Origin of the sequence: Streptomyces sp. NPDC001401, from assembly GCF_042895385.1 — a bacterium.
In the GTDB taxonomy this organism is placed as follows: Bacteria; Actinomycetota; Actinomycetes; order Streptomycetales; family Streptomycetaceae; genus Streptomyces.
On record NZ_JBIAWI010000006.1, the window covers coordinates 156,813 to 171,232 of the forward strand.

Sequence of the window (14,420 nt, forward strand, 5' to 3'; positions counted from 1 at the left end):
TTCGGCGAGTTGTTCGGGGCCGACGGGGGTGGGGCTGGGGAAGCGTTCCTGGAGGACGCCCATGATCTCGACGCGCTTGATGGAGTCGATGCCCAGGTCCGCCTCGACGTCCATGTCGAGGTCCAGCGTCTCCGCCGGGTAGCCGGTCTTCTCGGAGACCACGCCGAGCAGTGCGGCGGCGATGGCCTCGCTGTTGACGGCCGGAACGGCGGAGGGCGTCACCACCGCCTCCGGACGGCCGTTCATGAGGCCGCCCAGGCTCAGTACGAAGTCCACGATCTCGCTGAGCGTGCGGAGTTCGGCGAGTTGTTCGGGGCCGACGGGGGTGGGGCTGGGGAAGCGTTCCTGGAGGACGCCCATGATCTCGACGCGCTTGATGGAGTCGATGCCCAAGTCCGCCTCCACGTCCATTTCGAGGTCCAGCATGTCCGCGGGGTAGCCGGTCTTCTGGGACACGATGTCGAGCAGGGCCGCCTCGACGTCGCCGGCCGAAGTGCCGGTGGCCGTCGGCTCCTCGGGCACGGCCGGCGCCTCCAGGGCGGCGGGTTCCGAGGCGGGCGGGGACGGGGGAAGCGCGGCCGGGGCAGGCGGTGCCACCAGGGGTGCCGGAGGCTCGGGAGCGAGTACGGGAGCCGGCTCCGCGATGGCGGCAGACGCCACCGGGGCCGACGCGCCCAGCTCCAGGGCCGCCATGTCCCGCAGGATCTCGTTGGCCCGCGTGTGCGCACGCCCGATCGCCAGCCCGTGCTCCTTGACGGAGGCCACACCCGGCAGCACCGCGTCGATGCGGCCCTGCTCGTCGGCCCGCTCCAGCAGGCCCATCATGCGCTGGGCGCTGGTGAGCTGGCCGGTGAGGTAGTCGTCGTGCAGGGCCAGGTGGTCGGCGATCAGGCCGGTGAGCCGGTCGTCGGCCGACTGGGCGGGGGTCAGGGGTTCGTCTTCCATGAACTCGCTCTCCAGGACGTCCAGTTGGGCGGACGGCGCCGCCGCCACGAGCGGCGGTGCGGCGGCGGGCGTCTCGGCTGCGCCGGGATGCAGGGACAGGGGCGCGGCGGCGGGCACCGGGGTCGGCTGCACAGCCGCCACGGGCTGCTGCGGCGCGGGGGCGGCCGGAAGGGAGACGCGGTAGCCGTTCTCCACGGCATCCCGGTACGCGGCCTTGCGGGCCTCGGGCACATGGTTGATGCCGTTCAGCGGTACGGTCATGCCCTTGGCCGGCTCGGTGGGCGCAGGCTCCGCCACGTAACGGTCTTCGGTGGCCAACGGCAGTCCCAGTACGGCCAGTTGGGCGAGGGCCCGCTTCAGGGCCGGCTCGGCGTCCCCCTTGTCGCCCGGGTCCAGCTGCACCGCGAAGTGCTCGCGCTCACCGAGGATGCGGCGCACCAGCTGGGTCAGCACGCCCTTGGGGCCGAACTCGACGAAGGTACGGAAGCCCGCCGCGTACATCTCCTCCACGCGATCGGCGAACTCCACCGGACTGACCAGCTGGTCGACCAGCGTGCGCCGATTGGCTTCGACGTCGGGACCGTACGAGGCGCCGGGCGAGTTGGCGTACACGGGGCGGCGCGGCTCGCCGATCTCGGCCTGTGCCACCCGCTGCCCGAACTCCTCCACGGCGTGCGCGACGAACGGTGTGTGGAAGGCGGCCGACACCGGCAGCCGCAGCGCCCGGATTCCGGCTGCGCCCGCCGCCGCCACCAGCCGCTCCACCGCGTCGGTGGCACCGCCCACCACGATCTGGTCGGCCGCGTTGCGGTTGCAGACGGTCAACTCCGGGTGCTCGGCCAGGAGTCGGCGAACCTGGTCCTCGGGTGCGGACACGGCGGCCATCGCCCCGGCGTCGAAGTCCGGGTCGGCGGGCGGGGCCATCGCCGCGCCCCGGGCGCGGGCCAGCGCGAAGAACGTGTCGTCGTCGACCGCCCCGGCCGCCCACAGCGCCGCCAGCTCGCCGAAGCTGTGCCCGAGGAACCCGTCGGCGGCGAAGCCCAGTTCGCTCAGATAGCGGTAGTGGCCGGCCGCCAGTGCGCCGATCGCGGGCTGCGCGTACTCGGTGCGGCGCAGTTCGCTCTCCTGGGCCGCACGGGTCACCTCGTCGAAGGCCGGCGGCGGGAAGGCGACCCGGGACAGTGGCCGCTCGTGCTCGCCGAACGCCGCGTTGGCCCGGTCGAAGGCCGCCCGCAGCGGGGGTAGCGCGAGCACCGCCGTGCGGCCCGGTTCGACGTACTGGCTGCCCTGCCCGGCGAAGAGCGCGGCCACCTTTCCTGTGGGGGCGGCACACGCGCGGAAGTAGATGCCCTTGGGGTGCGACCAGGCGTCGGCGGTCGGCTTGGCCCGCAGCTCGGCCGCGGCCAGGGCGCGCAGTTCGGCGAGCTCGGTGTCGCCGCGGGCGACCAGGGCGAGCCGGGGGTGGCCGGCCGGGGCGGGGTCGGTGCGCGGGTCCGCTCCGCCGGCGACGGCCCGCACCAGGCTGTTCATGTCAGGTTCATGCCATACATGAACCCGGCTCACTGGGAACAGGACCTGCATGTCGCCGCCGTCGCCGTGCTCCTCCAGTACCACATGGAAGTTGGTGCCGCCGAAGCCGAACGACGAGACGCCTGCCCGCCGTCGGGGGCGGCTCGGGTCGAGGACCCAGGGGCGGGTGCGGGTGCCGACGTAGAACGGGCTCTCGGGCCAGTCGACGGCCGGGTTGGGCCGGTCCACGTTGATGGTGGGCGGCAGCAGCCTGTGGTGCAGCGCGAGCGCCAGCTTGATCATCCCGGCCGCGCCGGCCGCCGCCTTGGTGTGGCCGATCTGCGACTTCACACTGCCGACAGCCGCGAACTGCCGCTCCTCGGTGAACTCGGAGACCACCGCGGCCAGTGCCGACAGTTCGGTCGCCTCGCCGACCGCCGTCCCGGTGCCGTGCGCCTCGAAGAGCTCGACGGAGGCCGGAGAGCAGTCGGCGTCCTCGTACGCCCGCCGCAGGGCCGTCATCTGGCCTTCCTTGCGCGGGGCGTAGATGGACTTGAAGCGGCCGTCGCTGGAGGAGCCGATGCCCCGGATCACCGCGTAGACGCGGTTGCCGTCCCGCTCGGCGTCGGACAGCCGACGCAGGGCCAGCATGCCGATGCCCTCGCCGATGAGGGTGCCGTCCGCGTCCGCGTCGAACGGGCGGATGCGGCCCGCCTTGGAGAACGCCGGCGTCTTGCTGAAGCACAGGTACATGAAGATGGTGTTCTCGGCGTCGCAGCCGCCCACCAGCATCGTGTCCGAGCGCCGTTCCAGCAGGTCGCTGATCGCCGACTTGACCGCGCCGAGCGAACTGGCGCAGGCCGCGTCGATCGTCATGTTGGTGCCGCCCAGGTCGAGGCGGTTGGCGATGCGGCCCGCGACGACGTTGCCGAGCATGCCGGGGAAGGAGTTCTCCTCCCAGGGCGCGTAGGCCAGCTTGAACTTCTCGGCGATCTCCTCGGCGTCCCGCTCGCTCAGCCCGCAGGAGCGCACGACCTCCTTGAGGACCGGCGTCTGCAGCCGGGCGGTCAGCGGCTGGGTGAGCTGGTTGGCGCCGGTCACCCCCAGGACCACGCCGGTGCGGGAGGCGTCGTACCAGTCCTGGTCGGCGCCCGCGTCCTTGAGCAGGTCACGCGCCACGACCAGGCTCAACAGCTGGAGCACGTCGGTGACTTCGAGGGTGTTGGGCGGCAGCCCGAACTCCAGCGGGTTGAAGTCGACGGTCGGGATGAACCCGCCCCGCCTGGCGTACGTCTTGTCGGGCGCGGACGGGTCGGGGTCGTAGTGCTCCGACAGGTCCCAGTGGGTGGCTGGGACGTCCTCGATGCAGTCCGCGGCCGAGACGACGTTGGCCCAGAACTCCCGCAGATCACGCGACTTGGGATACAGGGCGGACAGGCCGACGATCGCGATCGGATCCCGGGCGAGCCGGCGGTCGAGGTCGGAAGGATGTGAAGCGTTCACGGAGAGGCTCTCTTCGTCGTACGGCGGGCCCTGGAGCGGCCCGGATCGGGTCGGTGGCCCTTTGGGGGACGTACGGGGATGTGAGCAGGGCAGGGCAGAGCGACGCGCGGACGCGCGGATGGCGGGAGGAAGCGGTGGGGATCAGGCGGGGGCGAGCAGGGGAGCGAGCACGCGCAGTGCGTCCGGGCGGTCGAGCATCGTGTAGTGATCGCCCGGAGCGGTGTGCGTGGTGAGGCCGTGCGGGGCGAGCGGCTGCCAGCCGAGCGTCGGGTCGCCCGGGATCAGGCTGCGCTCGGCCTTGACCAGGGTGAGGGGGAGGGGGGCGGGAGCCGGACGGTGGGGAGCCGTCAGGCGGTTGTTGCGCAGCAGCCCGTCGACGTACGTGTCGTAGAGCTTGCGCAGTCCCGGCAGCGGAGTGTCCGGGAGGAGGGCCCCGGCGGCGACGCCCTCGTCGAGGACGACGGTGAGCCCCTCGTCGACGCCGAGGCCGGCCAGCCGCCCGGCGGGAACCGGGACGGGGCGGCCGCGCTTGGCCCCGAGGTACATGGCGAACCAGCCGAGGAGCAGGTCGGCTTCGAGCGCGTCGTCGGGCTGCTGGTACTCCTCGGTCGGGGCGATGCTGTCCAACAGGACCAGCCGCTGCGGCAGTTGGCCGGCGGGCAGTTGTCGGGTCATGGACAGGGCGAGCACACCGCCGAAGGACCAGCCGACGAGTGTGTACGGCCCCTGGTGCGGCTCCATCGCGGCCAGCAGTACGGCGGACAGGTCCTCCACGGTGGTGGCGGCCCTGCCTCCGGTGAGCGCCGCCTCCGCGTACTCGGGCACCGCGCCGAGGTCGAGCACGGTCAGCCCGGCGTCGGCCGGCAGCGCGTCGGCCAGGCCCTGGTACACGGAGGCCGCAAGGGCGCCGGGGTGGACGAGGTACACGATCCGCCCCCCGGAGGCCGCGGCCCGCAGGACCCGGGCCACCGGCGGCCGTACGTCACGCGGTGGCCGCACGCTGCCCGCTCTCCTCGGCGAGATACGCGGCCAGGTCCTTCACCGTCGGGTGGTACCAGAGGGTGGTCGTGCTGAGCTCGAAGCCGAGCCAGTTCTCCAACTCGCCTGCCAGGATGAGGGCTTCGGTCGAGTCGAGGTCCAGTTCGTCGAAGTACACCTCGCGCGAGACCTCGCCGGTGGCCACACCCAGACGGTGGGCGATCTTCTCGATGAGCCAGGTCTCCGCCTCGGCGGCGGTCACTGCGGCCATGATGTGTCGTCCTTTCCTGAGTCGCTCCTGGGCGCACGGGCGCGCCCAGGAGCGTGCGGTCGGGTAAGGGCATACGTCGTCCTCGACGGTGGCGCCCAGGGTGATGACACGTGTTTTGACGCAGGGCTTCGCGGGACGCCGGCGGGGGAAAGGGGACGATCTGACACACCGGAATCGAAAACGCGGTAAGCAGTAAGGGGGGAGCGAAGCCGTTTCTGCGAAACGCCGCCGCGGTGCGACGAATGACAACGTGTCAGTAATGCGTGGTCTGGTCCATTCCGTGCTCGATGGGTCAAGGCTTGCGGGCCCGCAAGCCTGCGATGCTTTTGGTTGGTCGCCCGAAGCACGCAGGTCACAGTCTTGCCAGGATCTGGAATCTTTAACAACTGGCCTTCCAGCCAGTGGAAAGAAATCCGCGTTTACGGGCGTGGACGACCGCGGTCCAAAGTAACGGGCGGGTTAAAAGGCACTCGTGGATGGCGGGTTACTACTGGTTACCCGTCTTCGCCTCACGCCGGAAGGCGCCCGGTGTCATACTTACGCGGCGGGCGAAGAACTTGCCGAAGTTGGTGACTTCGGAGAATCCGAGCTGGCGGGCGATGGCCGTGATGGGCAGATCCGTGTGGACCAGCAGGCGCCGAGCCTCCAGTGCGACCCTGGCGTCGATCACGTCCTTGGCGGAGGTGCCGGCGACGGTCCGGCAGGCCCGGGTCAGGGCGCGCGTACTGCAGTTGAGGGCGGTGGCGTAGTCCTCCACCAGCCGGGTGTCGCGGTATTGCCGGTCCAGTTCGCGGCGGAAGCGGAGGAAGAGCTCGCTCTGCTCGGTGCTGAGGGTGCTGGCTGCCACCTCGTGGTGGCGGCTGCGGCAGAGCTGGTCGATGTGGAGCAGTACCACGGCCAGCAGGTGCTTGAGCAGTTCTTCGCCGAGCCCTTGGTCGGGTCGCTCGAACTCCTCCCTCAGGACACTCAAGACCCGCTGGAACGCGGACAGTTCGACGGGGCAGAGCTGCCAGTGCGAGGGGCGCAGGGCATCGTCGAGCATGCCCATGTGGGCGCTCATCTGCAGTGGGAACGCCTCGGTGAACATGATGATGTCCGCTTCCATGTCCGGCTGCGGGCAGGACCGGATCACCTGGCTCGGCCGGGTCCACAGCAGTGTGCCGGCCTGGCACTCCAGCGGCGTGGAGTCGATCTCGTACGTTCCCCTCCCCGCGGTGACCAGCACGATCTGGTGGAAGTCGAGCCGGTGGGGAGAGGCGAGGAAGTCCATGTCGCCCATGCCGCGCAGCCCGCACAGGCTCGCCACCGCGATGGCGAGGCCTGGTCGGCAGACAGGTCTGTAGGGCACGACAGGGATCGGTAACGATGCGAAATCGACCATGAGCGTTCCGGAATCGACCTTTCAGATTCAACTTTCGGCTTGAATCATAGAGGTGGTCGCCCAACACAGGTAATCCCTGCTCAGCACGTGTCAATGCTGCTCTCTGAAGTGCACGCGAAGGGACTCTGAACGGGATGACCACCCCCCACTCCGCCGCTCCGGAGCGTTCCGTCGTCGACCGGACGCTCAGCATCCTCGGTGCCTTCGACCGGGACAACCCGACGCTGACACTCAGCGACATCAGCCGGCGCGCCGGACTCCCCCTCGCCACCGTCCACCGCATCGTCAGCAAGCTCCACTCCTGGGGAGCCCTGGAGAGGTGTGCCGACGGCATGTACAGCATCGGGCTGCGCCTGTGGGAGACGGCCGTCCTCGCACCGCGCTCCTCCGCACTGGTCGAGGCGGCGCAGCCGCATCTGATCGCCCTGCACGGGCAGACCTCGGGCGCCGCGGTGATCGCCATCCGGGACGGCGGCGAAAGCGTGTGCCTGTCCTTCGTCTCGGACGACCCCGAATTCCCCAACCGCTACAGCCCCCAGGGCTGTCGCGTTTCCCTGCACGCCACCTCCGTCGGCCTGGTGCTGCTCGCCCACGCCGACCAACTCCTTCAGAGCGAGGTCTGCGGTGGCCCCTTGCACGCCTACACCCCGCGCTCCCTGACGGACGGCGCCGCACTGCAACGTCTCCTGGGCAGGATCAGACGTGAGGGGCACGCGGCCGTCCACGGCACGCTGACCGAAGCGCGGGGCGGATACGCCGTCCCCGTCCGCGACGGCCGCGGCGTCGTGGTCGCGGCCGTCGCGGTCGTGGGCCCCCCTGACCTGGTCCGGCCGGCCCGGCTCGCCCACCACGTCCACGCCGCGGCCAATGCCATCTCGCAGAGTCTGCGGGCGCTGCGCTCGGGTGCGGCGGAGGTCGGGGCATGAGGGCCGACCGGACGAGCACCTGACGGCACCAGCACGGGTGATGTCTCGTCAACTCGTCGTAAGCGCCCAGCCGTTCACGCCGAGGGTGGCCGGGTCGGGCAGCGCACGGGACGAGTCCGCCCCGGCAGGCGGGACGCCTGCCGGGGCGGGGAACCTCACGGGCCCGTCGGGCCCGGGCGTCAGCTCAGGGACGCCAGCGCCGCGTTCCAGGTGGCGGACGGGCGCATGACCGCGGCGGCCTTGGCCGGGTCCGGCTGGTAGTAGCCGCCGATGTCGGCCGGCTTGCCCTGGACGGCGAGCAGCTCGTCGACGATCTTCTGCTCGTTGGAGGCGAGCGTCTCGGCGAGCGGGGCGAAGGCCTTCGCCAGGTCCGCGTCGTCGGTCTGCGCCGCCAGCTCCTGCGCCCAGTACAGGGACAGGAAGAAGTGGCTGCCGCGGTTGTCGATGCCGCCGACGCGACGGGTCGGGGACTTGTCCTCGTTGAGGAAGGTCGCCGTGGCGCGGTCGAGGGTGTCGGCCAGGACCTTGGCACGGGCGTTGCCGGTGGCCGTGGCGTACTGCTCCAGGGACGGCACCAGCGCGAAGAACTCGCCCAGCGAGTCCCAGCGCAGGTAGTTCTCCTTGACCAGCTGCTGGACGTGCTTGGGCGCGGAGCCGCCGGCGCCCGTCTCGAACAGGCCGCCGCCCGCCATCAGCGGGACGACCGACAGCATCTTGGCGCTGGTGCCCAGCTCCAGGATGGGGAAGAGGTCGGTGAGGTAGTCACGCAGCACGTTGCCCGTGACCGAGATGGTGTTCTCGCCGCGGCGGATGCGCTCGATCGACAGCTTGGTCGCCTCGACCGGGGAGAGGATCTTGATGTCCAGGCCCTCGGTGTCGTGCTCCGGCAGGTACTGCTTGACCTTCTCGATGATCACGGCGTCGTGGCCGCGGGTCTCGTCCAGCCAGAACACCGCCGGGTCGCCGGTGGCGCGGGCGCGGGTGACGGCCAGCTTCACCCAGTCCTTGATCGGGGCGTCCTTGGTCTGGCAGGCGCGGAAGATGTCACCGACGGCGACCGGCTGCTCCAGGACGACGTTGCCGGCCTGGTCGACCAGGCGGACCGTGCCGGCGGCCTTGATCTCGAAGGTCTTGTCGTGGGAGCCGTACTCCTCGGCCTTCTGCGCCATCAGGCCGACGTTCGGCACCGAGCCCATGGTGGACGGGTCGAAGGCGCCGTTCGCGCGGCAGTCGTCGATGACGGCCTGGTAGACGCCGGAGTAGGAGTGGTCCGGCAGCACCGCGAGGGTGTCGGCCTCCTGGCCGTCCGGGCCCCACATGTGGCCGGAGGTGCGGATCATGGCCGGCATCGAGGCGTCCACGATCACGTCGGACGGCACGTGCAGGTTGGTGATGCCCTTGTCGGAGTCGACCATCGCCAGCTCCGGGCCCTCGGCGAGCTCGGCGTCGAAGGAGGCCTTGATCTCGGCACCCTCGGGCAGGGCCTCCAGGCCCTTGTAGATGCCGCCCAGACCGTCGTTCGGGGTCAGGCCGGCCGCGGCGAGGGTCTCGCCGTACTTCGCGAAGGTCTTCGGGAAGAAGGCGCGCACCACGTGACCGAAGACGATCGGGTCGGAGACCTTCATCATCGTCGCCTTGAGGTGCACGGAGAACAGCACGCCCTCGGCCTTGGCGCGGGCGACCTGCGCGGCGAGGAACTCGTTCAGCGCGGCGGCGCGCATCACGGAGGCGTCGACGACTTCGCCGGCGATGACCTTCAGGGGCTCGCGCAGCGCGGTGGTGGAGCCGTCCTCGCCGACCAGCTCGAAGCGGAGGGTGGTGTCCTCGGCGATGACCGTGGACTTCTCGGTGGAGGCGAAGTCGTTCTCGCCCATGGTCGCCACGTTGGTCTTGGACTCGGAGGTCCAGGCGCCCATGCGGTGCGGGTGGGTCTTGGCGTAGTTCTTGACCGAGGCGGGGGCGCGGCGGTCGGAGTTGCCCTCACGCAGGACCGGGTTCACGGCGGAGCCCTTGACCTTGTCGTAGCGGGCCTGGATGTCCCGCTGCTCGTCGGTCTTCGGGTCGTCCGGGTACGCCGGAAGGGCGTAGCCCTGGCCCTGCAGCTCGGCGATCGCGGCCTTCAACTGCGGGATCGACGCCGAGATGTTCGGCAGCTTGATGATGTTGGCCTCGGGCGTCTTGGCCAGCTCGCCCAGCTCGTGGAGGGCGTCCGGGATCCGCTGGTCCTCGGTCAGGTACTCCGGGAACAGGGCGATGATGCGCCCGGCCAGCGAGATGTCACGGGTCTCCACGGAGACACCCGCCTGCGAGGCGTACGCCTGGACCACCGGCAGGAAGGAATACGTCGCCAGGGCCGGGGCCTCGTCAGTGTGCGTATAGAAGATGGTCGAGTCAGTCACCGGGTGCTCCGCTCCACGTCTGCAACATTGCTCGACATCAAGATATCTCGTGATCGAGGCGGGCTCGACAGGGGTCCGGCCACGCGTCCCACACTCCGGAACCCCAAAGGCCTCACCGGCGTGCAACCAAACGTCCGATCCCATGGTCCTGGATGTAGATCGTGCATCTGATCGTCGACGGCCGGAGCTGACCACCCGGCCGCCCGAGCGAAAGCTGACCATGAGATATCGCACCAGAGTGACGGCCCCCGCGGCCGCCCTGATCGGTACGGCCGCAGCACTGACCGTGGGGGGTACGGCCCAGGCAGCCCCGCGCGACACGGGCACCCCGGGTCCCGAGACCCTCGGTGACTCCGTCTACCCCAGCCTCGGCAACGACGGCTACCGCGTCTCGGCCTACCACCTCGACCTCTCCTACGACGCCACCACCAAGCTGGTGGACGCCACCGCGACCCTGCGGATCACCACCACCCAGGCGCTCACCCGCTTCTCGCTGGACGCCCTCGGCCTGGACATACGCACCGTCCGCGTCGGCGGTCGCACCGCCGCCGTCGAGCAGGCAGACGAGAAGCTGCGGATCACGCCGGCCCGCCCGCTGCCCGCCGGGTGCCGGGTGACGGTCTGCGTCGAGTACGGGGCCGACCCGAGCCGCAGCCTCCCGCACACCGCCTGGGTCGTCACCCCGGACGGCTTCGCGATCTGCCCGCAGCCGAACTCGGCGCACACCGTCTTCCCCTGCAACGACCACCCGTCGGACAAGGCGGACTTCACCTTCCGCGTCACCGTCCCCGCCGGCCTGCAGGGCGTCGCGAACGGCCTGCTCGTCGGCACCGAGACCCTCGCCGACGGCCGGACGGCGTACTCGTACCGCTCGCGCGAGCCGATGGCCACCGAACTGGTGCAGATCACGGTCGGCGACTACGTCGTCAAGGACCGGCAGGGCCCGCACGGGCTGCCCCTGCGGGACGTCGTGCCGACCGCCCGGGCCGCCGCCCTGGAGCCGGCCCTCGCGCTGACCCCCGGTCTGGTCGACTGGATCGAGCAACGGCTCGGCGCGTTCCCCTTCGAGACGTACGGACTGCTGCCGTGCAACTCCGACAACCCGAAGGCCTTCGACTTCACCGGCCTGGAGACGCAGACCCTCACCCTGTACAAGCCGAACTTCCTGCTCCAGGAGGAGAAGAAGATCGGCTCGCACATGATGCACGAGCTGGTCCACTCCTGGTTCGGCAACCTCGTCAGCCCCGCCAACTGGGCCGACCTGTGGCTGAACGAGGGCCACGCGGACTTCTACGGACTGCTGTACCGCTACGAGCGCGGCTGGACCGACTCGCTCGGCTACAGCACGTTCGAGGACCGCATGAAGTACACCTACGGCCTCGGCGACCAGTGGCGGCACGACTCGGGCCCGGTCGCCGCGCCCAACGCGGTCAACCTCTTCGACAGCCAGCGCTACACGGGCGGAGTGCTGGTCCTGTACGCGCTGCGCCAGGTCGTCGGCGAGGACGTCTTCCACGCCATCGAGCGGTGCTTCCTGGACCGGCACCGCAACTCGTCGGCGACGACGGACGACTACATCGCCGTCGCCTCCGAGGTCTCCGGCCAGGACCAGTCCGGGTTCCTCAAGGACTGGCTCTACGGCACCAAGACGCCGCGGATGCCCGGCCACCCGGACTGGACGGTCACGCCGGTGAACTCGGCGCTGGCCTCACCGCACAGCCGCAGGGGCGGGCACTGGCACGAGAACTCGGCGACTCTCTGACCTCGCCCAGCTGTCAGTCGAGGCGGGCCGAGGACACCTCGCCCGCCTCGACAACCGCCTCCTGCGGGCCGCGCTGCTGCGGGATCGCCACCGACCCCGGCTGCAGCGCCACCGTCCGCGCGGGCGCCGGGATGCGGATGCCCTCCTCGCGGTAGCGCTTGTGCAGCGCCTTGATGAACTCGTGCTTGATCCGGAACTGGTCGCTGAACTCGCCCACGCCCAGGATGACCGTGAAGCCGATCCGGGAGTCGCCGAAGGTGTGGAAGCGGATCGCCGGCTCGTGATCGGCGACCGCGCCGGTGATCCCCGTCATCACCTCGGCGATGACCTCCATGGTCACGCGCTCGACCTGCTCCAGGTCGCTGTCGTAGGCGACCCCCACCTGCACCAGGACGGTCAACTTCTGCTCGGGACGCATGAAGTTGGTCATGTTCGACTTCGCGAGCTCCCCGTTGGGGATGACGACGAGGTTGTTGGAGAGCGCGCGGACGGTCGTCTGACGCCAGTTGATGTCCTCGACGTAGCCCTCCTCACCGCTGCTCAGCCGTATGTAGTCGCCGGGCTGCACGGTCTTCGAGGCGAGGATGTGGATGCCCGCGAAGAGGTTGGCGAGGGTGTCCTGCAGGGCGAGCGCGACCGCCAGACCGCCCACGCCCAGGGCGGTGAGCATCGGGGCTATCGAGATGCCCAGCGTCTGCAGCACCACCAGGAAGCCGATCGCCAGGACCAGCACCCGGGTGATGTTCACGAAGATCGTGGCCGATCCGGCGACCCCGGAGCGGGATGTGGTGACCGTCCGCACCAGGCCGGCGATCACCCGGGCCGCCGTCACCGTGACGACGAAGATGAGCACCACTGTCAGCACCTGGTTGACGTGGTTCTGGACCGTTCTGGTCAGCGGCAGCGCCGCTCCCGCGGAGGCGGCGCCGCCCACGATCGCCGCCCACGGCACCACCGTGCGCAGTGCGTCGACGATGACGTCGTCGCCGCTCCAGCGGGTGCGGTCGGCGTGCTTGCCCAGCCAGCGCAGCAGCATGCGCAGCAGGAACGCGGCCAACAGGCCCGCTGCCAGCGCGACTCCGGCGATGACCAGGTCGTCCACGGTGAGCGCTCGGTTCACCGGATACCTCCAAGTTCGGGATGTGCAGCCGCTCATCCTGCCTTATTCCGCACAAGGGTTCGTACCTGGTGGTTGCCCGGACGGTGCGGTTTCAGACGATGCCCTCGGCCAGTTCCGCCTGGTCGCGGTCGGAGCCGTACGCGGCGGTCTCGGGAGTTCCGTACGAACGGCGGGCGAGGTACCACCACACACTGGCGAGAACGAGTACGACGGCGAGGGCGATGGAGGCGTAGTTCATCGAGTCGACGGTGACCGGCGAGGACTGCGGCAGGCAGAACAGCACCGTCACACAGGCCACCCACGCCACCGCGATCCAGCCGACCGGCCTGCTCCAACGGCCCAGGTTCCAGGGCCCCGGCGTGAAGCGGTCGCCCGCACGCAGCCGCAGCAGGACGGGGATGGCGTATGCCGGGGTGATGCCGATGACGTTGATGGCGGTGACCGCGCCGTACGCCGTCGCCGAGTACAGGGACGGCAGCGCGAGCAGACAGGCGACCACGATCGACAGCCAGACCGCGGCGACCGGGGTCTGGGTGCGGCTGCTGACCTTGCGCCACAGGCCCGAGCCGGGCAGCGCCCGGTCCCGGCTGAACGCGAACACCATGCGGCTGGCGGCGGCGACTTCGGCGTTGCCGCAGAACAGCTGGGCCACGATCACCACGAGCAGCAGCGCGCTCGCCCCGTCGGTGCCCAGACCGTCGAGCAGGATCTGCGCGGGCGGCACGCCGGTCTCGCTGCCGCGGGTGGCCTCGTAGTCCTGGATGGCGAAGGTGAGGCCCGCGAGCAGCACGAAGCCCGCGATCCACGACACCCAGATGGAGCGCACGATGCCGCGGGCGGCCGACACCGAGGCGTTGGAGGTCTCCTCGGAGAGATGGGCCGAGGCGTCGTACCCGGAGAAGGTGTACTGCGCGAGGAGCAGGCCGACCGCCGCCACGTACAACGGGTTGGACCAGCCGGTGTCGTTCACGAACTTCGTGAACACGAAGGACGGTGACTGGTGGTGGTCGGGCACGATCGCCAGTGCGCCGACGATGAGGGCGACACCGGCCAGGTGCCACCACACGCTGACCGAGTTGAGCACGCCGACCAGGCGGACGCCGAAGAGATTCAGCACGGCATGCAGCAGCAGGATCGCGATGAAGATCAGCATCGTCCTGCCGGGAGTGGGCTCGAAGCCCCACTGGATGCCGGCGAACGCGCCGGTGAACAGGGCGGCGCCGTAGTCGATTCCGGCGATCGCGCCGAGCAGGCCGAGCAGGTTCAGCCAGCCGGTGTACCAGCCCCAGCGGCGGCCGCCGAGCCGGTCGGCCATGTAGTACAGGGCGCCCGACGTCGGGTAGGCGCTGGTGACTTCGGCGAGCGCGAGGCCCACAAACAGCACGAACAGACCGACGCCCGCCCAGCCCCACAGCATCACGGCGGGGCCGCCGGCGCCCATCCCGAAGCCGTACAGGGTCATGCAGCCGGACAGGACCGAGATCACCGAGAAGCTGATCGCGAAGTTGCCGAAGCCGCCCATGCGGCGGGCCAGCACCGGCCGGTAGCCGAGTTCGCGCAGGCGCTGTTCCTCATCGTGCGGGTCGGGGGTGCTGGGGCTCGACATGCGGAAACCTCCGGGGCAGC

General features: G+C 70.3%; 9 protein-coding genes. 2 read left to right on the forward strand and 7 right to left on the reverse strand.

What is annotated here, in order from left to right; genetic code table 11:
* The 4 genes from ACFY10_RS21915 to ACFY10_RS21930 all read right to left on the reverse strand — a co-directional run.
* Positions 1-3,957 (reverse strand): beta-ketoacyl synthase N-terminal-like domain-containing protein (locus ACFY10_RS21915; RefSeq protein ID WP_390666846.1); only part of this gene is annotated, 3,957 nt, incomplete at its 3' end.
* 141 nt (positions 3,958-4,098) lie between these two features.
* The gene (locus ACFY10_RS21920; RefSeq protein WP_390666847.1) at positions 4,099-4,956 is read right to left on the reverse strand and encodes an alpha/beta fold hydrolase; all 858 of its coding nucleotides are present in this window, start codon (positions 4,954-4,956) and stop codon (positions 4,099-4,101) included.
* Positions 4,940-5,206 (reverse strand): acyl carrier protein, encoded by a 267-nt coding sequence (locus tag ACFY10_RS21925; RefSeq protein WP_390666848.1) that lies wholly within the window; start codon positions 5,204-5,206, stop codon positions 4,940-4,942. Before ACFY10_RS21925 ends, ACFY10_RS21920 begins: the two co-directional genes overlap by 17 nt.
* Positions 5,207-5,693: 487 nt before the next feature.
* The gene (locus ACFY10_RS21930) at positions 5,694-6,554 is read right to left on the reverse strand and encodes an AraC family transcriptional regulator (RefSeq protein WP_390666849.1); all 861 of its coding nucleotides are present in this window, start codon (positions 6,552-6,554) and stop codon (positions 5,694-5,696) included.
* Between the two features lie 167 nt (positions 6,555-6,721).
* Here ACFY10_RS21930 and ACFY10_RS21935 point away from each other — a divergent pair, with 167 nt between their 5' ends.
* Positions 6,722-7,513: an IclR family transcriptional regulator gene (locus tag ACFY10_RS21935; protein ID WP_390666850.1), complete on the forward strand. Its 792-nt coding sequence runs from the start codon at positions 6,722-6,724 to the stop codon at positions 7,511-7,513.
* 179 nt (positions 7,514-7,692) lie between these two features.
* Here ACFY10_RS21935 and ACFY10_RS21940 read toward each other — a convergent pair whose 3' ends face one another.
* A complete protein-coding gene (locus ACFY10_RS21940) occupies positions 7,693-9,912 on the reverse strand; it encodes an NADP-dependent isocitrate dehydrogenase (protein WP_390666851.1) in 2,220 nt (739 codons plus the stop codon).
* A gap of 220 nt (positions 9,913-10,132) precedes the next feature.
* Here ACFY10_RS21940 and ACFY10_RS21945 point away from each other — a divergent pair, with 220 nt between their 5' ends.
* Positions 10,133-11,674 carry a M1 family metallopeptidase gene (locus ACFY10_RS21945; RefSeq protein WP_390666852.1) on the forward strand — a complete coding sequence of 514 codons (1,542 nt, stop codon included), beginning with the start codon at positions 10,133-10,135 and terminating at the stop codon, positions 11,672-11,674.
* 13 nt (positions 11,675-11,687) lie between these two features.
* Here ACFY10_RS21945 and ACFY10_RS21950 read toward each other — a convergent pair whose 3' ends face one another.
* On the reverse strand, positions 11,688-12,794 hold the full coding sequence (locus tag ACFY10_RS21950) for a mechanosensitive ion channel family protein (RefSeq protein ID WP_390666853.1): 1,107 nt from the start codon (positions 12,792-12,794) through the stop codon (positions 11,688-11,690).
* Positions 12,795-12,885: 91 nt separating this feature from the next.
* On the reverse strand, positions 12,886-14,400 hold the full coding sequence (locus ACFY10_RS21955) for an amino acid permease (RefSeq protein WP_390666854.1): 1,515 nt from the start codon (positions 14,398-14,400) through the stop codon (positions 12,886-12,888).
* Positions 14,401-14,420 lie beyond the last annotated feature (20 nt).